General features: G+C 44.4%; 13 protein-coding genes, 5 tRNA genes and 1 rRNA gene. 16 read left to right on the top strand and 3 right to left on the bottom strand.

Annotated elements, in window-relative coordinates; translation table 11 throughout:
- The first annotated feature begins 81 nt into the window (after positions 1-81).
- The 8 genes from QZ998_RS04075 to QZ998_RS04040 all read left to right on the top strand — a co-directional run bounded on the left by QZ998_RS04075 (position 82) and on the right by QZ998_RS04040 (position 13,456).
- Positions 82-1,923 carry a phosphoenolpyruvate hydrolase family protein gene (locus QZ998_RS04075; RefSeq protein ID WP_296558233.1) on the top strand — a complete coding sequence of 614 codons (1,842 nt, stop codon included), beginning with the start codon at positions 82-84 and terminating at the stop codon, positions 1,921-1,923.
- Positions 1,924-2,137: 214 nt separating this feature from the next.
- Positions 2,138-3,346: a Tm-1-like ATP-binding domain-containing protein gene (locus QZ998_RS04070; protein ID WP_296558232.1), complete on the top strand. Its 1,209-nt coding sequence runs from the start codon at positions 2,138-2,140 to the stop codon at positions 3,344-3,346.
- 23 nt (positions 3,347-3,369) lie between these two features.
- The gene (locus tag QZ998_RS04065; RefSeq protein ID WP_296558230.1) at positions 3,370-4,197 is read left to right on the top strand and encodes a phosphoenolpyruvate hydrolase family protein; all 828 of its coding nucleotides are present in this window, start codon (positions 3,370-3,372) and stop codon (positions 4,195-4,197) included.
- Positions 4,198-4,261: 64 nt separating this feature from the next.
- A complete protein-coding gene (locus QZ998_RS04060) occupies positions 4,262-4,699 on the top strand; it encodes a flavodoxin domain-containing protein (protein WP_296558228.1) in 438 nt (145 codons plus the stop codon).
- Between the two features lie 149 nt (positions 4,700-4,848).
- Positions 4,849-6,384: an FGGY-family carbohydrate kinase gene (locus QZ998_RS04055; protein ID WP_296558226.1), complete on the top strand. Its 1,536-nt coding sequence runs from the start codon at positions 4,849-4,851 to the stop codon at positions 6,382-6,384.
- A gap of 56 nt (positions 6,385-6,440) precedes the next feature.
- The gene (locus QZ998_RS04050; protein ID WP_296558224.1) at positions 6,441-10,679 is read left to right on the top strand and encodes a 2-hydroxyacyl-CoA dehydratase; all 4,239 of its coding nucleotides are present in this window, start codon (positions 6,441-6,443) and stop codon (positions 10,677-10,679) included.
- Positions 10,680-10,999: 320 nt separating this feature from the next.
- On the top strand, positions 11,000-11,695 hold the full coding sequence (locus tag QZ998_RS04045) for a response regulator transcription factor (RefSeq protein WP_296558222.1): 696 nt from the start codon (positions 11,000-11,002) through the stop codon (positions 11,693-11,695).
- A gap of 9 nt (positions 11,696-11,704) precedes the next feature.
- Positions 11,705-13,456: an ATP-binding protein gene (locus QZ998_RS04040; RefSeq protein WP_296558220.1), complete on the top strand. Its 1,752-nt coding sequence runs from the start codon at positions 11,705-11,707 to the stop codon at positions 13,454-13,456.
- 107 nt (positions 13,457-13,563) lie between these two features.
- Here the strand turns inward: QZ998_RS04040 and QZ998_RS04035 are convergent, their stop codons facing one another.
- Together QZ998_RS04035 and QZ998_RS04030 are read right to left on the bottom strand one after the other, a co-directional pair.
- A complete protein-coding gene (locus tag QZ998_RS04035) occupies positions 13,564-14,100 on the bottom strand; it encodes a Gx transporter family protein (protein ID WP_296558218.1) in 537 nt (178 codons plus the stop codon).
- Entirely contained in the window at positions 14,097-14,447 is a 351-nt protein-coding gene (locus QZ998_RS04030) for a NusG domain II-containing protein (RefSeq protein WP_296558216.1), read from the bottom strand. Before QZ998_RS04030 ends, QZ998_RS04035 begins: the two co-directional genes overlap by 4 nt.
- 143 nt (positions 14,448-14,590) lie before the next feature.
- Between QZ998_RS04030 and QZ998_RS04025 the strand changes: the two genes are divergently transcribed.
- The 8 genes from QZ998_RS04025 (at position 14,591) to QZ998_RS03990 (ending at position 18,454) form a co-directional block, all read left to right on the top strand.
- Positions 14,591-15,676, top strand: a complete 1,086-nt coding sequence (locus tag QZ998_RS04025) for an FAD:protein FMN transferase (RefSeq protein ID WP_296558215.1) — start codon at positions 14,591-14,593, stop codon at positions 15,674-15,676.
- Positions 15,677-15,758: 82 nt separating this feature from the next.
- Entirely contained in the window at positions 15,759-16,916 is a 1,158-nt protein-coding gene (locus tag QZ998_RS04020; RefSeq protein ID WP_296558214.1) for a M20 family metallopeptidase, read from the top strand.
- 15 nt (positions 16,917-16,931) lie between these two features.
- On the top strand, positions 16,932-17,675 hold the full coding sequence (locus QZ998_RS04015; protein ID WP_296558212.1) for a class I SAM-dependent methyltransferase: 744 nt from the start codon (positions 16,932-16,934) through the stop codon (positions 17,673-17,675).
- A 76-nt stretch (positions 17,676-17,751) separates the two neighbouring features.
- A tRNA-Val gene (locus tag QZ998_RS04010) sits at positions 17,752-17,827 on the top strand.
- Between the two features lie 15 nt (positions 17,828-17,842).
- A tRNA-Asp gene (locus tag QZ998_RS04005) sits at positions 17,843-17,919 on the top strand.
- A 295-nt stretch (positions 17,920-18,214) separates the two neighbouring features.
- Positions 18,215-18,290, top strand: a tRNA-Phe gene (locus QZ998_RS04000).
- A 6-nt stretch (positions 18,291-18,296) separates the two neighbouring features.
- Positions 18,297-18,371: transfer RNA gene (locus QZ998_RS03995), tRNA-Gly, on the top strand.
- A 9-nt stretch (positions 18,372-18,380) separates the two neighbouring features.
- Positions 18,381-18,454, top strand: a tRNA-Cys gene (locus QZ998_RS03990).
- 234 nt (positions 18,455-18,688) lie between these two features.
- Here QZ998_RS03990 and QZ998_RS16875 read toward each other — a convergent pair.
- Positions 18,689-19,713, bottom strand: a 16S ribosomal RNA gene (locus QZ998_RS16875).
- Positions 19,714-19,919 lie beyond the last annotated feature (206 nt).

Below are 19,919 nucleotides of genomic sequence, written 5' to 3'. Positions count from 1 at the left end.
GCAGAACACTGCAATCGTCTTTTGCGTTTTTTGACAGGGGGTTGTATAATAAGGGGAGATTGATTTGAGTGGGAGAAGACCATGAAGAAAAAAGAAGCCATCGAAAAAATGATCCAGAATAGTTTGAAGATGAATAAACCGGTGATTGGGGTGGCCGTGGGATCGGGGCTTTTTGCCAAGCAGGCAATTAAGGGCGGGGCTGATTTACTACTGGCGCTTAGTGCCGGTCGGTTTCGCTCGGCGGGGATTGCTTCGATTGGCTGTATGATGCCATTTTCTAATAGTAATGAGCTGGTCTTTGATTTTTCCAGCCGTGAAATATTGCCGAAACTTAAAGATCGGGCGGTGATCTGTGGGATTAACGCCACTGATCCCAATTATTCCCATCAGGAACTGATTCAAAAAGTCAGGCACCTGGGCTTTAGTGGGGTCAATAATTTTCCGACGATTGGTCTGATTGATGGACAATTTCGGGAATGGCTCGAGGAAAAAGGACTGGGCTACGACCAGGAAATCGAATTTATGAAAAAGGCAGTCGAGGCCAACCTCTTTACCATTGCTTTTGTTTTTGATGAACAACAGGCTTGCGCAATGACCGAGGTGGGCGTGGATGTAATCTGCGCCCATTTTGGCTGGACCCGCGGTGGCGAAAAATCGGGCAAGGTTTTTTCGACGATAAACGAATGTCTGGAAATGACCGAAGCGATCTTTGATGCAGTCGATGCGATCAACCCTCGAACCTATAAGATGATTTACGGCGGCCCGATTAATTCCCCTGAGGATGCCTATTATTTCTATAAGAATTCCCAGACTATCGGTTATATTGGCGGCTCCAGCTTTGAACGGATACCCATCGAGCTGGCGATATCAGAGACCACCGATAAATTTAAAAATTATTATAAATTAAAGCAGGAAAACAAACATCTCAAGAAAGAGTTGCTAAAGAAGCGGGGCTTTGACGAAATTGTCGGTCAAAGTGTGATTATGCAGGATATGTATGAACTGATCAATAAAGTCGCTGACAAGGATGTCAATGTTTTGATTCAGGGCGAAAGTGGTACGGGAAAAGAGCTGGTAGCTAAAGCCCTGCATTTTAATAGTAAACGTTGTCTGAGCCCGCTGATTAAGGTGAACTGCGCGGCTTTGCCGCCCAACTTACTAGAAAGCGAGTTGTTTGGTCATGAAAAAGGCGCCTTTACCGGAGCCGACAAGCGGCGCCTGGGGAAGTTTGAGTTGGCTAATCATGGCACCCTGTTTCTCGATGAGATCGGTGAGATGGATGTCGACCTCCAGGCCAAGGTATTGCGGATTATTCAGCAGCAGGAATTTGAACGGGTAGGCGGCGAAAAAACCATTTTTGTCGATGTGCGGATTGTCTGTGCGACTAATGTTGATATCAAACAGGCAGTGGCAGATAATCGTTTCCGGGAAGACCTTTACTATCGGCTTAATGTGGTCGAAATAAATACCCCACCGCTGCGGCGTCATACTGAGGATATTCCGCTGCTTTGTAATCGCTTTTTAGAGGAGTTTAGAATAAAGTATCAGTTAGAAGAAAAACGGCTGGCACCTGATGCGATGGCTTATTTGATGGAATGCCAATGGCCCGGGAATGTTCGCGAAATGAAGCATGTCTTGGAAAGAGCGGTGATCCTCAGTGAAGGTAAATATATTCGTCGTGATGACATGGTAGTCGAAGAATTGCACAAACCAAAGTCAAAACCGAAACGCCAAGAACAGGATCAGGATCAGATCAGTTCTGATTTGTTGACCACCAGTAAAGACCACCTTGAAAGCACTTATATTCTAGGCATCCTCAAGGCCTGTCGGTGGAATCGCACCGAAGCAGCCAACCGGATCGGGATATCAAGGCGTACCCTTTATAATAAAATAATAAAGTTTAATTTATCGATGGAAGAGTAGAGATTTAGTAGAGATCGATGGGGTTATCATTGGGCAATATTTACTCACAATGGGAAGATATTGCCCAATATACATTTACCTGAGAAAAACCTTTCCCACGTCTGGATTTGGAATGGCGCTAACAAAGGGTTTGAAAAATTTAATACTTGGCATAAACCTTGCTTATTAATGCAGGTAGTGAGAAAAGCTATAAATAAATTCAAGGGGGCATGGAATGAAAAACGTGTTAATAGTAGGAACCTTTGATACAAAGGGTCATGAATTCCAGTTTATTAAAGAATTGATTGAAAAGCGGGGTCTAAGCACCACCACAGTCAACTGTGGGGTTATTGGTGAGCCTTTGTTTGTACCAGACATTTCAAGTGAACTCGTGGCTACGGCTGGAGGTTCATCGTTAGCCGAGCTAAAAGAAAAACATGATCGCGGTCTGGGCATCGATGTGATGATGGCTGGGGCGGCTAAAATAACCAAAGATCTTTACGACCAGGGTAAGGTTGATGGCATGATCAGTCTGGGCGGATCAGCCGGCACCACGATTGGCACCTTTGCGATGAGAAGTCTGCCGGTAGGAATACCAAAGATTATGGTTTCTACCGTGGCATCCGGAGATACCCGTCCCTATGTGGGGGAAAAAGACATCACCATGATGTATTCGGTGGTGGATATTTCTGGAATCAACAGCATTTCTAATCATATTTTGGCCAATGCGGCCAATGCCATTGCTGGTATGGCCAGCTTTGACATCCCTGAACTTAAAGAAGTAAAACCATTGCTGGCAGCGACCATGTTTGGCGTCACTACCCCTTGTGTTACCGCTGCCAGAGAGTATTTAGAAGCGCAGGGCTATGAGGTGCTGGTCTTCCACGCGACTGGTGCCGGTGGGATGGCGATGGAAAGTCTGATCGAAGCTGGCTTTATCAAAGGTGTTTTTGATGCCACCACCACTGAATGGTGTGACGAGGTCGCCGGCGGTGTCTTCACAGCTGGACCAACCCGATTAGAAGCCGCTGCCAAAGCAGGAATCCCTCAGGTTGTTTCGGTGGGAGCTTTGGATATGGTAAATTTTGGTGCGATTGAAACCGTTCCGGACAAATATAAAGACCGCAACCTCTACAAGCATAATGCCAGCGTCACCCTGATGCGCACGACCGTTGATGAGTGTTCACAAATGGGCAAAATTATCGCCAGCAAATTAAATATGGCCACCGGTCCGGTTGCCTTATTTCTTCCATTAAAAGGCGTTTCGGCCATTGATGTCGAAGGAGCGCCATTCTACGGCCCGGAAGAAGATGCCGAACTATTTAAACAATTACGGGCAAACATTGAAGAAAAGGTTGAACTGGTCGAAATGGATACCGATATCAATGATGAAGCCTTTGCCCTGGCAATGGCAAAAAAACTGATTGCAATGATCGAAGGATAACGAAGAGCGAAGGAGAAAATAAGATGGCAATAAAACGAGAAGAAGTATTAAGACGCTTAAGAGAACAAGAAACCAAAGGAATTTCAGTAGTTGGTGCCGGAGCTGGCACCGGGATTTCAGCCAAATGCGCCGAAGCCGGCGGCGTCGATCTGATTATTATTTATAACTCTGGTCGATACCGGATGGCCGGTCGGGGTTCGTTAGCTGGGCTGCTATCTTATGGCGATGCCAACGCGATTGTCATGGATATGGCCAGAGAAGTAGTGACGATTGTCAAAGATACGCCAGTTCTGGCAGGTGTCTGCGGAACCGATCCCTTTAGAGATATGGAAATATTTTTAAAACAGGTCAAAGAAGCCGGGTTCTCCGGGGTTCAGAATTTCCCGACGGTCGGTTTAATCGATGGCGTATTTCGGCAAAACCTGGAAGAAACCAATATGGGCTATGATCTGGAAGTAGAAATGATAAAAAAAGCCCATGAGCTAGATCTGGTCACCACACCTTATGTATTTAACGTCGAAGAGGCCGAAAAAATGGCCAAAGCCGGAGCTGATGTCCTGGTTGCCCACATGGGACTGACAACCAAAGGCAGCATTGGCGCCTCGTCGGCTAAAACGCTTGATGATTGTGTCAAGTTAACCCAGGACATCTGCGATGCCGGAAAAGCCATCAATCCTGATGTGATGGTCATTGTCCATGGCGGTCCGGTAGCCGAACCGGAAGATGCCAAATACGTCCTGGATCGGACCAAAGGGGTTTGCGGCTTCTTCGGCGCATCCAGCATTGAACGGCTGCCAACCGAAATCGCCATCACCAAACAGGTTAAAGAGTTCAAAGACATCAAAGTATAAGCGAACATAAAATCAAATAAAAAAGAGTTATTTCATCAGAAAGTCATAAACAGGGGAGACAGTTATGAAATTAGCGGATGAAATTGGCATAATCTATTGTGGTCATGAAGAAAATGTTGAAATTATGGCGAAAAAAATATTAGCAGGTATTAATAAAACAGGAAATCGGGCTATTTTGACAAATCTGGTAAACTTAGATATGGAAGAGATTAAACATTACAATAAAATTGTCTTTGGATGTCCAATTCTGAAAAAGGAAACTCTTGAAGAAAGAGAATTCGAATCCTTTTTTCGGGAATTTTCCAAACACCTTAAAGGAAAAAAAGTGGCACTTTTTGGCTCTAGCGGATGGGGTGGAAGGGAATGGATGTTTGCCTGGGAGGATCGGATAAAGAATTTGGACGCCATATTATTTGACAAAGGCATGTTTATTATGGGAAAACCGGATAATACAGGTAAATATTGGTGTACAGAGTTTGGAAAAGCCTTTGCCGAATTTTAAAACCAAGAATTAAAAAAGCATAAGTGCTTTAGATTTCGTATCGTGCGTTGAATAAAAAGATAATTCTTTTTATTCAACGCTTTTTGTTTTACACTTAACAAGTATTTGGTATAATGATACCAAATCAGTTGATATCGGGAGAATGAATTTTGAACAACAAAAAAATAAGCAGCCCAGAAAAGAACACCGTTTTGACCATCGATTGTGGCACCAGAGGACTGCGGGGGATTCTTTTTGACGAGCAGGGCAACGAGTTGGCCAAAAGCGAAGAATTATTCAAAGGATATTATTCTCAGCATTTCCAGTGGAAGGAAGCTTCGTCGGAAATGTTCTGGCAGGCTTTGGTAAAAGTGGTTTGTGAGCTTAAAAGCAATGTGCCGGCTTTGTTTCAGACAATTAAGGGAATGACGGTATCTTGTCAGCGCGATGTCATCACGGTGGTCGATGAAAAAGGCCAACCACTGCGCAATTTTATCAGTTGGCTGGATCGTCGGGAATTGGCAGAACCGCTGCCCTATCCCTGGCCCTATGCCCTGCTTTTTAAATGCATCGGCTTTAGCGCCTATGCAAAGTCATTCAGTAAAACCGCTCATGTCAATTGGATCAAGGTTGAGGAGCCAGAAATTTGGGCTAAAACCGACAAGGTCGTTTTTCTTTCGACCTATTTTTTGAGTCGCTTAACTGGAAAAATCGCGGATAGCCGTTCCAATACTGCCGGTCATCTGCCCTTTGATACCAAAAAGAAGCAGTGGTGTGGCAAATATAATGTAAAAACTCAGATTCTTCAGGTTGAACCGGAAAAATGCTATCAGCTGACCGACTCCTGCGAAATTATTGGTCAACTAACGATCGCAGCCGCCGAAATCACCGGCTTGCCGGTGGGTTTGCCGATTGTCGCATCCGGTACCGATAAAGGCTGTGAGACGCTTGGCGTCGGGGGATTAACCCCGGATATTGCTAGCATTTCACTAGGAACCCAAGCCACGGTGGAGGTGACTACTAAAAAATACGTTGAGCTGTATCCCTTCTATCCTTCCTTTGCGGCGGTTGAGAATGATGCCTATAATCCTGAGGTCACCATTTATCATGGCTTTTGGATGGTGGATTGGTATAGTCGAGAATTTCTTGATCATTCAGAGCCTGAAGATATCCATAAGATCCTCGAGGGCTTTCTGGAAACCACCGTGGCGGGGGCTGATGGTCTGATTCATCAGCCTTATTGGGGGCGGGAAGCCTTTCGACCAGAAGCCCGAGGTACCTTTATGGGATTTAGCGAGGGACATGATAAACGTCATATTTACCGCGCCATCATTGAAGGTCTGGGATATGCTTTGTTGGAAGGGCTAGAACTGATTGAAAGAAAAACAAAGGTTCCAATCCAGGCGGTAGGGCTGTCCGGCGGTGGTTCGCGCAGTGATGGGGTCGCTCAAATTATGGCAGATATCCTAAACCGGCCGGTTTACCGGGTGCAAACCTATGAAACCACGGGTTTAGGCGCCGCCATCGCGACCTTTGTGGGTTTAAACCATTATCCCGATATTCAAACAGCAGCAACGGCGATGATCCGAAAATCGCAGATTTTTGATCCCAATCCGGAAAATGTAATGAAATATTCAGGAATCTATCATAAACTATACAAGCAATTATATCGTCGGGTCAAACCCCTATATCAATCGTATGAATAAAATCAGATCAGATAAGATCAGAACCGACTTGTTAGAAGAAGAGGGCATAAAAAAAAATGAAAAGCAATTATAAAATGGGCATCGACATCGGCTCCACGACTATTAAAGTAGTGGTTATTGACGACAAAAACGAAATCATCTATGAAGAATACCGGCGTCACTTGTCAAACATCAAGGTTACCATCGTCACGCTTTTAAAAGAAACCTATCAAAAATTGGGCGATTTAGAGGCTCGGGTCTGTGTTACCGGATCTGGTGGGCTGATGATTTCTCAGTGGCTGGGGATTCCCTTTGTCCAGGAAGTTGTCGCCAGCACCCTGGCGGTCGATCGGGTTATTCCCAAAACGGAGGTCGCTATTGAATTAGGCGGCGAAGATGCCAAGATCACCTTTTTTGCCGGCACCATCGAACAGCGGATGAACGGTACCTGTGCTGGCGGAACTGGCGCCTTTGTCGATCAGATGGCGACCCTGTTAAAAACCGATGCTGAGGGACTCAACGCATTGTCCAAAACCCACACGATGATCTATCCGATCGCATCACGCTGCGGGGTTTTTTCAAAAACGGATATTCAGCCGCTGATTAATGAAGGAGCTGAAAAAGCCGATATCGCCGCCTCGATTTTCCAGGCGGTGGTTAACCAGACCATCAGTGGATTGGCCTGCGGCCACCCGATCCGCGGAAATGTGGCTTTTTTAGGAGGGCCGTTATATTTCATGTCAGAATTGCGACAGCGGTTTATCGAAACCCTGAAACTGACTGATCAGCAAATTATTTTTCCCGATAAGTCCAATCTCTTTGTCGCCATCGGGGCGGCTTATTCGGCTGAAAAAGAAGCCAAAATGCACTTAAAAGATTTGGTTACGGCGGTCGAAAATCTCGATTCGGTCTCAGAAAATGAAGTCGGTCGGCTCGCGCCGCTGTTTAAAAACCAGCAAGAGCTTATCAAATTTCGGGAACGTCATGACAAAAATCAGGTTGTCAAAAAAGCCTTGGCAGACCACCGCGGGTGCTGCTTTTTAGGGATTGATGTCGGTTCCACGACCACTAAAGCAGTGGTTATTGATAGTGACGGCGCTTTACTGTACAGTTATTATGGCGGTAACGAGGGCAGTCCGCTGGCGCAGTCGATCAAAATTATCAAAGAAATCTACGGATTATTGCCGACGGATGTCACCATCGGTAAGTCGACAGTGACTGGTTATGGCGAAAGTTTGATCAAAAAAGCGCTAAAAATTGACATCGGCGAAATTGAAACGATTGCCCACTATAAGGGCGCAAAATATTTCTGCCCCGAGGTCGATTTTATCCTTGATATCGGCGGCCAGGATATGAAGTGCATGAAGATTAAAAACGGTACCATCGACAGCATTATTCTTAATGAAGCCTGCTCCTCGGGTTGCGGTTCCTTTCTTGAGACCTTCGCCAAATCACTAGATCTTGATATGCATGCCTTTGTGGAAGCAGCTTTGATGGCCGAAAACCCGGTCGATTTGGGGACTCGCTGCACCGTTTTTATGAATTCCAAGGTCAAGCAATCCCAAAAAGAAGGGGCCGAAGTCGGCGATATTTCGGCCGGACTGTCCTATTCGGTTATTAAGAACGCCCTGCAGAAGGTCATTAAGATCCATAATCCCAAAGAACTGGGTCAACATATCATCGTTCAGGGGGGGACCTTTAACAATCAGGCGGTGCTGCGAACCTTTGAAAAAATCACCGAAAAAGATGTCATCCGCCCCGACATCGCCGGCCTGATGGGAGCCTTTGGGGCCGCCCTGATTGCCCGCGAGCACTATCTCAGCGGGGAACGCAGTGAGCTCCTGGATTTAGCGGCACTGGATGATTTTCAGGTCGAAGTCGGTCATAAACGCTGCGGCGGCTGCAGTAACAATTGTCTGCTGACGATTAATCGCTTTAACGACGGTAGCCGCCACATCACCGGAAACCGCTGTGAGATTGGCGAAGGGAATGTCAAAAAAAATGCCGATCTGCCCAACCTCTATCAATACAAGTACCAGCAGATTTTTAATTACACTTCACTAGCTGAAGCAGAAGCGCCGCGCGGCAGTATCGGGATTCCCCGGGTTTTAAATCTCTATGAAAATTATCCCTTCTGGCATACCTTTTTTAGTCACTTGGGCTATCGGGTGGTACTGTCGCCAGAATCTAACCGTAAGATTTATGAAAAGGGGATGGAGAGCATTCCCTCTGAGTCAGTCTGCTATCCGGCTAAACTGGCTCATGGCCATATTCAGGCGCTCTTGGAAGAGGGAGTCAATTTGATTTTTTATCCTTGTATTCCCTATGAGGAACAAGAATTTGATGACGTTGATAACTGGTACAATTGTCCGATTGTGATGTCTTATCCAGAAACCATTAAACACAATCAGGATGATGTAAAAAAAGAAGGCATTAGCTTCTTAAATCCGTTTTTGCCCTTTGACAACGATCAGCGCCTAGAAGAACGGTTAGCCGAAATTTTTGGCATCTATGGCGTCAATCGGCTAGAAATAAACCAAGCGATGGATGCCGCCATTGCTGAAAAAGAAGCCTTTCGCCGGGCGATTGAGAAAAAAGGTGAAGAAACGATCGCTTATTTAAAAGAGACCGGACAAAAAGGCATCGTTTTGGCCGGCCGTCCCTACCACATTGACCCTGAGGTCAATCATGGCTTAGATCATATTATTACCGGTCTGGACATGGCGGTGCTCACTGAAGACGCCGTGGCCCATCTTTATCACCCGAAAGAAGATGACCAGCGTTTCCGGGTTCTTGATCAGTGGAAATATCACAGTCGCTTATATAAGGCAGCCGAGGTTGTCAACCAGCATGATTTTCTGGAGCTGGTACAGCTGACTTCGTTTGGCTGCGGACTGGATGCGGTGACCTCGGAGCAAACCCAGGAAATCCTCGAAAGCCATGGCAATATTTATACCCTGATTAAAATTGACGAGGTCAATAATCTCGGCGCCATCCGAATCCGGATGCGATCGCTTAAGGCGGCAATGATCGAACGCGAGAAAAACAATATTGTGGTAACACCAACCCCGATGAAACAGCGGGTGGTCTTTACCAAGGCGATGAAAAAGAACCACACCCTGCTGGCTCCACAGATGTCACCAATCCACTTTGATTTTATTGAGGAGGCGATGTCGAGCCAGGGATATCACGTCGTGGTCATGCCCAGTGTCGATAATGCCGCCATTGATGAAGGTTTGACCTACGTTAATAACGATGCCTGTTATCCCACCATTATCACCACCGGTCAGATTATGGCTGCCCTGAAATCAGGAAAATACGATCTTGATAATGTGTCCGTTTTAATGACTCAGACCGGCGGACCCTGTCGTGCCTCCAACTATGTGGCCTTTATCAGAAAAGCCCTGGAATCAGCCGGGATGTCCCAAATACCAGTTATTTCCCTTAGTGCCATTGGTCTGGAAAAGAATCCCGGATTTAAGCTCACCCTGCCGCTGCTGTCCCGGCTGTTAGTGGGGATTGTCTATGGTGATCTACTGCAACGGGTGGTCAGCGGTACAAGACCCTATGAACGACATCCCGGATCGACTGAGGCGTTATACCAACACTGGCGGACAAAGATCAAAGCAAATATGAAAAATGGCAATCTTCGGCATTTCAAAGAAAATGTCTGGGCGATTGTTAATGAATTTGATGCCCTGCCGCGCATCGACAAAAAACTGCCCAAGGTTGCGATCGTCGGAGAAATTCTGGTAAAATACCATCCCACCGCCAATAACAACCTCCAGGCAGTGTTAGAAGCCGAAGGAGCCGAGGTGGTGATGCCGGACATGATGGACTTCTTTCTCTATTGTGCTTATAATCAGGTCTTTAAATACGAGGAACTGTCAGGTAAGCGGAAATCGATGAAGCGTGCTAAACTATTGATTAAATTCTTGGAGTTTTCGCGAAAAAACATGAAAATTGCGCTGGCAGCCAGCACCCACTTTCATGCCCCATCGACGATTGAGAAAAAGGCCCAAAAAGCCCAGGAGCTGATTTCACTTGGCAATCAGGGCGGCGAAGGCTGGTTCTTAACCGCTGAAATGATGGAGTTAATCGATGATGGGGTGGAGAATATTGTCTGTGTTCAGCCCTTTGCCTGTCTGCCTAACCATGTTATGGGAAAAGGGATGATCAAACCGATCCGCCAAAAATACCCGTTATCCAACATTGCTCCGATCGACTATGACCCGGGAGCCAGCGAAGTCAATCAGCTAAATCGCATCAAACTGATGATGGAAACCGCCAAACGAAATTTGGAAGGCAAAAATTAGAGAAAAATAAGTAAATTAAATATGTAAAAATCAAAAAAAGACTGACCGCTAGGGGTCAGTCTTTTTGGTTTAAATAAAAAAAGAACCGCTTCAGTAGAAACAGCTCGTTTTTCTAAATGAAAAAGGGGAGTAATTCATTTAGAGTTAAAGGATTATATGTAATAAATTCATTATAGGGCGATTAAACACAGAATACAATCATTATTTTTCTTATAACGTTTTCAGAAATTTGTAATAGTTTACAATTTAATCAAGAATTTACATAAGAGAATTCCAAAATATGGTATAATCTCGTTAAACAAAAAATACAAGGAGTCAAGATGAAAAAAATACTGATAGTTGAAGATGAAACAAATATATATGAGCTGATCAAATTCAACCTTCAAACGCATGGGTTTGAGGTGGACGGAGTCCAGGACGGTGCAATGGCGATAGATAAAATACTTAGTGTTTTGCCGGATTTGATTATTCTAGATCTGATGCTGCCAGGTAAAGACGGGATTAGCATTTGCCGCGAGATCCGAGCCAATAGCATCATCTCTTATATTCCGATCATTATGTTAACCGCCAAAAGCGAAGAATTTGACAAGGTCTTAGGACTTGAAATCGGTGCGGATGACTACATCACCAAGCCCTTTGGCGTCAAAGAACTTTGTGCCCGGGTAAAAGCGGTTTTAAGACGGACTGAGATTCTTTTATCAAAAGAGGACGAAGCTATTTTGATTGGCGATTTACATATTGAGCCGAAGGCCTTTGAGGTTTATCAAAACGGTGAAAAACTGGCACTTACCTTAAAAGAGTATGAATTACTGGTCTTTTTAGCTAAGCATCGCGGACAAGTATTAACCCGCGACCAGTTGTTAGACCAAATCTGGGGATTTGACTATTATGGTGAAACCCGAACCGTGGATGTGCATATTCGCTATTTAAGAAAAAAAATAGAAGAACAGTCCGAAGATGGCAAAAAATACATCGAAACCGTTCGCGGCGTTGGGTATCGTTTTATTGAGAAATAGGAGAGAGCTATGAAGAAACGATTGTCCATTTCACTGACAATCATTATCGTTGTCAGTATTGCAATCTGTGGTTTGTTTACCACCATCAGCTATCGTCAGAGTTATTATGCCGATACCGAGAACAACATAAAAAAAAGCAGTAACTACATTATGGATTTTATGCTCCCAGCGTTTCTTGAAACTGGGGAAATTGACAACCTGGATAATTTTTCCCAAAGCACGAATGTGCGGATGACAATCATCAATCCCCAGGGAGAGGTTACCTACGAATCCTTGCAGGGGCTGGAAAGTTTGGATAACCATAAGAATCGTCCTGAAATTAAGGGTGCTTTGGAGGGCGCTGTTACGACAGAGGTGCGTTATTCAAAAACCTTCAAGGATGAAATGATCTATGTGGCTACCCCTTATTTTGGTGAAGATCAATCAGTTGTAGCAGTGCTGCGGATTTCGATGCCAGTGAATGCCATGGATGATGCCATGTTTGAAATGATCAACAATATTATTTTTGTGATATTAACGACAATTTTGGCAACATCATTGCTGATTAATTACTTTATCAATCGGGAGCTAAAACCGCTCGAAGAGGCATCAGCTTTTGCCAGAGAAATCGCTTCAGGAAAATATGGACAGCAGCTGACCATGATTCGGGAAGACCAGATTGGGGAGCTGGTCGAATCACTCAATCAGATGTCGGTGCAACTCAATAACTCGTTTACCGAAATGAATCAGAAGAATGCTGAACTCACCGCGATCTTGTCCAATATGAATCATGGTGTCATCGCCATTGATAAAAAGAACCATATCGTCCATTTGAATGAAGCTGCTCGTCAGGTTTTGCGTATTCCGATGAAGGAAGCCGTGATCGGAAAAAATATTCTGGAAGTCTATCGGGAGGCCTTTATCCTGGAATTGATGAATTACCTTGAAAATGACAACTGTGAAAAAACCAGTTTTGAGTCTCGCATTCATTCCAATCAGGTTTTACGGGTTTATATTAATCAGATTGAAGAAAATAATAGCATTAACGGTCATATTATTATTTTTGAGGATATTACCCTATTGAAAAATTTGGAAAAAATGCGGCGGGATTTTGTAGCCAATGTGTCACATGAATTAAAGACACCGATTACCACCATCAAAGGTTTTATTGAAACCATCCAGGTAAATCAAATCACTGACCCCGAAACCCTAGAACGTTTTTATTCCATTATCTATGAAGAAAGTGATCGTCTCAGCCGATTAGTCAGTGATATCCTGGTCTTGTCCCAGTTGGAAAACAAAGGTGGCTTTGACCGAAAATTTGAAATGATGCTGATGGATACCGAAGTAATGCAAATTTTTGATATTCTAAAACTGAGTGCCGAAGCAAAAGAAACAACACTGGTATTAAGCTGTAAAGAATCGATAGAACTGGAGTTTGTGCCGGATGAATTTCGGCAGATGATGATCAACCTCATTGATAATGCCATTAAATACTCGGAATCCGGAAAACAGGTGGAAGTCACCATATCTGAAGAAGGTGAAGATATCATCATCCAAGTACAAGATCACGGCTATGGAATTCCAGAAAAGGATGTCGCTCGCATTTTTGAACGGTTTTATCGGGTCGACAAGAGCCGCTCCAAGGAAAAAGGCGGCACCGGTCTGGGACTGGCGATTGTTAAACATATTGTTAACAATAATCTTGGGAAAATAGTCGTGTCAAGTCAGGTTGGCGAAGGAACCGAGTTTAAAATCCAATTGCCAAAATACAAATATTAGCAGAGGTAACAAACTACCGTACCGACCAAAGACCCTTAGGTCACAACAGGCAAACAATTGTCGGTACTGGGTTACGCTTATTAGAATAGCCGGTCAGGTTTGACCGGCTATTTATTTTGAGGTAGGTTTAGTTTTGAGAAGATGGTGGTTTTGTTAAGCAGCCGCATCAGTTCTCGGGCGGTGATGCCGATAAAGAGTCCGGTGGGGATGGCCAGCAGCATCAGGAAAAGGAAATAGAGCAGCAGGCTGGTGGTTTGGACAACAATGGCAGCAACAATGACCTGGCCGAGATTGTGTGTAATCGCGCCAAAAACACTAATTAGGATGATCGATATTTTATCTTTAAAAAAGTGCAGCAACAGGCTCATCACCAGCAGGCTTAACAGTCCACCGCCGAGACTGTAGACAATCGAAAAGCCGCCGCCAAACAGGAAGCCGGCCAAAAATATCCGGGCGATCACCACCAACAGGGTTAAAGGCCAACCCAGGGTCAGCAATGAAACTAGGGTGATGATATTGGGTAGACCGATCTTGGCTCCGGGAATGGGAAGCGGTAAGGGGATCAAGCTTTCAACATAGCTGAGGATTAGCGCCATGGCGACATAAAGGCTTAAAATAACCAGTCGGTAAGCTTTCGAATTCATCGCGATTCACCACTGCTTATAACTTCCACCACTAGTTTGTGAGGCAGACAGACTATCGTTTCCCCGGGGCTGGAAATCGGGTAAGTTCGGACACAAATATGATCGGGACAATCGGCCTCGACTATTTTTGCGGTACCGTCTGAAATCTCAAGCGTATTAGAACCTAAAGCATCAACAAAGGTTTCGGTGTGATCTTCTGAGAGCGGAAAAATGGCTTCCACCGTGCCCTGACGCGTGACTCGAACTGAAAGCGGCGCATCGGTAGCCCTGACTAAATAAAAAACGGCAATACCAATTAAACAGCTAGCAAGTAAGACGAGGATAATAATGATTTCGTTCTTCTTCATAGAGACCTCATTAATTATTAATTTAAGAATGCTCTTATTTTATCTGAAAAATAGCCGATGGTAAAGTCTTTACCATTTTTTTATGTTTTTTTTCAAGGTCTTTGGTATAATAGTGTTATTTGTTAAAGGAACTGGTGTACGTTATGAATCGAAAAAGCATGAATAAAAAAAATGCTAAAAATCAGGGCTGGAAAATCGCTGGCATGGGCTTTGCTGTATTATTTCTGACAATATTTTTATCGGGATGTGATCAGTCCAAGACGATATCCCGCAGTGATTTTTTGTTGGACACCTTTGTCAGCATAACATTATTTGGGGAAACTGACGAGCGTTTATTGGATAAACCGTTCGCCCGGATTGCCGAATTAAACAGCAGTCTCACTGCCTTTGAAACTGAAAGCGATTTGGGACTGATTAAGGAAAATGCTGGGATTAAACCAGTTAGCGTATCTGCAGACACCTACAAAATCATTGCAAAGAGCCTGGCCTACTCCCGAGATTCAGGTGGATATTTCGACGTGACCATCGCTCCATTAGTCGATCTCTGGGGCATTCACTCTCCGGAAACAAAGAACGCCCCAGCTTCGGAAGCGATTAATGCGGCGAAAGAAAAAACGGATTATAGAAAAATCGTTTTAAATCCGGCCGATCAATCGGTTTATTTAACCGAGGCAGGGATGGCTGTAAACTTGGGGGCCATTGCCAAGGGCTATATCGCTGATGAAGCGATGGCGGTTCTAAAACAAGAAGGGGTAGAGCATGCGCTCATCAACCTTGGCGGAAATGTCTTGGTGATGGGTGGAAAAGCCGATAACAGTGACTTTGGGGTAGGTGTCGAAGATCCCCGAAATCCGGGCAATGGATACCTGGGAGTCTTATCCCTCAAAGACGGTTCGGTAGTGACCTCGGGAGATTATCAACGTTATTTTGTAGATGCAGCCGGAAAAAAATATCATCATATCTTAGACCCATTTAGCGGTTATCCATCCGATTCCGGGCTTATCCAGGTAACGGTGGTGGCGAAAGCATCAGTGGATGCCGATAGTTTGTCGACAATCCTGTTTTTAGTGGGGCTTGATGAAGGTCTGAAAAAGGTTGAAGCATTGCCCGATGTGGAAGCTATTTTTATTACCAATGAAAATAAGATCGTTGTCACCAATGGCTTAAATGATGCGTTTGTATTTGATGAAGAAAACTATGGCGATACCTACACCCTGGCAATACGTTAATTATTGTGTGTTTCTAACTTATCAGGTATGATAGATTAGAGTTTGGATGGGATGAAAAAAAGAATGAAAAAGAAGGAATAAAATGCAATATAGTGAGCGAGTAAAAAATTACGATGAAGAAGCGATCCGACTGCGGCGTGAACTCCACCAAATACCAGAAGAGGGGTTTGATTTAACAAAAACCCAGGCTTACCTCATCAATTATCTGGTAGACCTGGGATATCAGCCGGAAAAAGTGTGCGAGACCGGCCTGATTCTTTATATAAAAGGGCAATGTGACGATGATGCCATTGCCTTTCGGGCCGATATGGACGCCCTTTGCATTTTGGAAGAAGTCGATCACGCCTATGTTTCCCGTCATCCTGGATGGATGCATGCCTGTGGACATGATGGACATATGACGATGAATTTGCTTCTGGCAAAATATTTGGCCGATTTTCCCGATCAACGAAAGAGAAGTGTTCTACTGATCTTTCAGCCGGGGGAAGAAGGACCTGGTGGGGCAAAACCGATGATCGAGGCCGGAATCCTGGAAAAATATCCGGTTAAAGCCATCTTTGGCTATCATCTGTTTCCCTTCATCGAGGAAGGTATGCTGGCAACAAAGGCCGGGCCGATGATGGGGCAGAACAGTGAATTTTTTATAACCGTTCATGGTGTCAGCGGGCATGCTGCACAACCGCAGCGGTCAATGGACGCGATCGTTGCAAGTGCTTCTTTGATCACTTGCCTCCAGAGTATTGTCAGTCGAAACACCAATCCGATGGAAAGTGTGGTTATCTCAATTGGATTGCTAAATGGTGGAACGCGCGTGAACGTGGTGGCCGATGAAGTCAAGCTTGGGGGAACCATCCGTTCATTTAGCGATAAAAGTCACGAGAAACTACATCGTCGGATTGAGGAAGTTGTAAAAGGGGTTGAACTAACCCATGGCTGTAACATTGAATTGAAATTCATTGAAATGTATCCGCCAGTTGTCAACAATGAACGATTGTATGAGATTTATAAAGAACTGATCCCGATTGAAAACAGGGTTCCTTTTCGAAAAGTTATGTTATCTGAGGATTTTTCCTATTTTCAGAGAGAAGTTCCGGGATTGTACATCGGGTTGGGAACCGGTAATGAGGAAAAAGGTTATAATAAAAACCTGCATACTTCAGATTTCAATTTTGATGAGACGGTTTTGTTAAAGGGATTGGAAGCATCGCTTAAATTGATAAACTATTCAAAAAATTATTAAAACAGGAGAGTTAATATGTACGAAGAATTTGCACAGGTTTATGATGAACTGATGAAAGAAATAGATTATTCAAAATGGTCAGATTATATACAGCGGCTATTTTTAAACAGCAAGCGAGAAATCAAAACTGTTTTGGAGTTTGGCTGCGGAACCGGGAACATTACCTGTAAGCTGGGTCAAATGGGGTTAAATATGACAGCGGTGGATTTATCTGAAGCGATGCTAACCGTGGCAGATGAAAAAGCAGATCGGATGGGACTCAAAAATATTCAGTTTTATTTGGGTGATATGAGTAATTTCCAGATCAATCAAACCTTTGATGCCGTTATTTCCTGCTGTGACAGTGTCAATTATCTGCCTGATCTAGAAGCGCTGCAAAGCTTTTTTCTAAGCAGTTATGAATGTCTGGAAAGTGAAGGTCTGCTGTTGTTTGACGTTAACACCGTCACTAAATATAAAAAAACCATTATGGATAATACTTATGTCTATGATCTCGATGAGATATTTTGTGTTTGGGAAAATGAACCGCATTTTGCAGAAAATGCCATGCATTTCAATTTAACCTTTTTTGAGAAGAACAAGAATGGCACCTATAATCGTCATGAGGAGACTCAGGTTCAATATTTCTTTACCATAGAAGATATCCATCGATGCCTGACCACAATTGGTTTTAAAAATATGAAGTATTATGATTTCGGAACTTTTCTGCAAGGTAGCAATGAAGGTGAACGTATTCAGGTCACTGCCGAAAAAAGATAAAAATCCATAAAAATTTAATAAAATAGTTGACAATTAGTTTTTACCGCCGTATAATAACACTTGTATCTCAACTGATGGTCGCATAGCTCAGCTGGGAGAGCACCTGCCTTACAAGCAGGGGGTCACAGGTTCGAGCCCTGTTGCGACCACCATTTTTTTATACTAGCGGCCTGGTAGTTCAGTTGGTTAGAATGCCAGCCTGTCACGCTGGAGGTCGAGAGTTCGAGTCTCTTCCAGGTCGCCATAAGTTTTATCCCAATTTCTTGCAGAAATTGGTCGGAAGTTGAGCGCGAGCGAAACGACAGTGATAAGACTTACGCATTTTGATTGAAAACTCATCCGATCAGGATGAGAAGAGTTTTCGATTAAAATACGATCCAATAAGAAGTTGTAGAATTAAATAGCAGATATTGCTACCCCAAGGTTAATAGGAATTTCCTGAATATTGGGTAATTAACCATGGCGTAGTAAAGTCATGCAACGGACTTTAAACGTTTAACACGGTTGCTGTATTATCTATTGTTTACTATTTATTATATGCCCAAATAGCTCAGTCGGTAGAGCAGAGGACTGAAAATCCTCGTGTCGGTGGTTCAATTCCGCCTTTGGGCACCATCATCAGCGGAAGTGGCTCAGTGGTAGAGCATCGCCTTGCCAAGGCGAGGGTCGCGAGTTCAAATCTCGTCTTCCGCTCCAATTTAATTAGGCGCCATAGCCAAGTGGTAAGGCACGGGTCTGCAACACCCTCACCCCCAGTTCAAGTCTGGGTGGCGCCTCCAAAAAAAATGCAGATAATTAAAAAAAACAGCTTGACAATCACAAGAAACGACGATATAATACAAAAGCTTCTTCAGTCGGAAACGATTGCAGGGCGGCGGTCATAGAAAAGAGAATAGTACCATAAAACCTGTAAAACAGCCAAAACATCCGTAAGGGTGCATGATGGCTAAAATAGAAACAGAGAGATGCACTCTTTAAAACATTAACTCGGTAGAGGATAAAATACGTTATTCAAATGAGACAGCATTTTAAGCCTAACGGCTTTAAATACAAACTTTTATTGAGAGTTTGATCCTGGCTCAGGACGAACGCTGGCGGTATGCTTAACACATGCTCCGCTGCTTGTGCGGGTCCCCGTCAATTCCTTTGAGTTTCAACCTTGCGGTCGTACTCCCCAGGCGGAGTGCTTATTGCGTTAGCTGCGGCACTGAGTCTCCCCAACACCTAGCACTCATCGTTTACGGCGTGGACTACCAGGGTATCTAATCCTGTTTGCTCCCCACGCTTTCGCACCTCAGCGTCAGTATTTGTCCAGCAAGCCGCCTTCGCCACCGGTGTTCCTCCTAATATCTACGCATTTCACCGCTACACTAGGAATTCCACTTGCCTCTCCAATACTCAAGTCTTTCAGTTTCAAATGCATGTCACCGGTTGAGCCGGTACCTTTCACATCTGACTTAAAAAACCGCCTGCGTGCCCTTTACGCCCAGTAAATCCGGACAACGCTTGTCCCCTACGTATTACCGCGGCTGCTGGCACGTAGTTAGCCGGGACTTTCTTCTTGGGTACCGTCTTTTTTTCTTCCCCAATAACAGAGCTTTACGATCCGAAAACCTTCTTCACTCACGCGGTATTGCTGCGTCAGGGTTTCCCCCATTGCGCAATATTCCCCACTGCTGCCTCCCGTAGGAGTCTGGACCGTGTCTCAGTTCCAGTGTGACCGTTCGCCCTCTCAGACCGGTTACCCATCGTCGCCTTGGTGAGCTGTTATCTCACCAACTAGCTAATGGGACGCGGGTCCATCCTATGGCACCGGAGCGTTTAACATCAAAGCCATGCGACTTCAATGTATTATAAGGCATTACTCCCAGTTTCCCGAGGCTATTCCTTTCCATAGGGCAGGTTACCCACGCGTTACTCACCCGTTCGCCACTTTCTAAAAGTTCCGTGCAAGCACTTCGCTTTTGTCTCGTTCGACTTGCATGTGTTAAGCATACCGCCAGCGTTCGTCCTGAGCCAGGATCAAACTCTCAATAAAAGTTTGTATTTAAAGCCGTTAGGCTTAAAATGCTGTCTCATGAATAACTGTGTTTTATACTCTACCGAGTGCACTTTATCCTCTACCGAGTTAATGTTTTAAAGAGTGCATCTCTCTGTTTCTATTTTAGCCTCCGTCACCCTTGCGGATGTTTTGGCTGTTTTACAGGTTTTATGGTACTATTCTCTTTTCTATGACCGCCGCCT

The organism is uncultured Acetobacterium sp., from assembly GCF_927416815.1.
Taxonomy (GTDB): domain Bacteria; phylum Bacillota; class Clostridia; order Eubacteriales; family Eubacteriaceae; genus Acetobacterium.
Note: the sequence above shows the minus strand (reverse complement) of the source record. Positions and strands in the feature narration are given on the sequence as shown.

Excerpts from the sequence above, each read along its gene's own strand:
- QZ998_RS04075 (WP_296558233.1), top strand. The coding sequence starts at position 82 with ATGAAGAAAAAAGAAGCCATCGAAAAAATGATCCAGAATAGTTTGAAG.
- QZ998_RS04070 (WP_296558232.1), top strand. The coding sequence starts at position 2,138 with ATGAAAAACGTGTTAATAGTAGGAACCTTTGATACAAAGGGTCATGAA.
- QZ998_RS04065 (WP_296558230.1), top strand. The coding sequence starts at position 3,370 with ATGGCAATAAAACGAGAAGAAGTATTAAGACGCTTAAGAGAACAAGAA.
- QZ998_RS04060 (WP_296558228.1), top strand. The coding sequence starts at position 4,262 with ATGAAATTAGCGGATGAAATTGGCATAATCTATTGTGGTCATGAAGAA.
- QZ998_RS04050 (WP_296558224.1), top strand. The coding sequence starts at position 6,441 with ATGAAAAGCAATTATAAAATGGGCATCGACATCGGCTCCACGACTATT.
- QZ998_RS04045 (WP_296558222.1), top strand. The coding sequence starts at position 11,000 with ATGAAAAAAATACTGATAGTTGAAGATGAAACAAATATATATGAGCTG.
- QZ998_RS04040 (WP_296558220.1), top strand. The coding sequence starts at position 11,705 with ATGAAGAAACGATTGTCCATTTCACTGACAATCATTATCGTTGTCAGT.
- QZ998_RS04035 (WP_296558218.1), bottom strand. The coding sequence starts at position 14,100 with ATGAATTCGAAAGCTTACCGACTGGTTATTTTAAGCCTTTATGTCGCC.
- QZ998_RS04030 (WP_296558216.1), bottom strand. The coding sequence starts at position 14,447 with ATGAAGAAGAACGAAATCATTATTATCCTCGTCTTACTTGCTAGCTGT.
- QZ998_RS04025 (WP_296558215.1), top strand. The coding sequence starts at position 14,591 with ATGAATCGAAAAAGCATGAATAAAAAAAATGCTAAAAATCAGGGCTGG.
- QZ998_RS04020 (WP_296558214.1), top strand. The coding sequence starts at position 15,759 with ATGCAATATAGTGAGCGAGTAAAAAATTACGATGAAGAAGCGATCCGA.
- QZ998_RS04015 (WP_296558212.1), top strand. The coding sequence starts at position 16,932 with ATGTACGAAGAATTTGCACAGGTTTATGATGAACTGATGAAAGAAATA.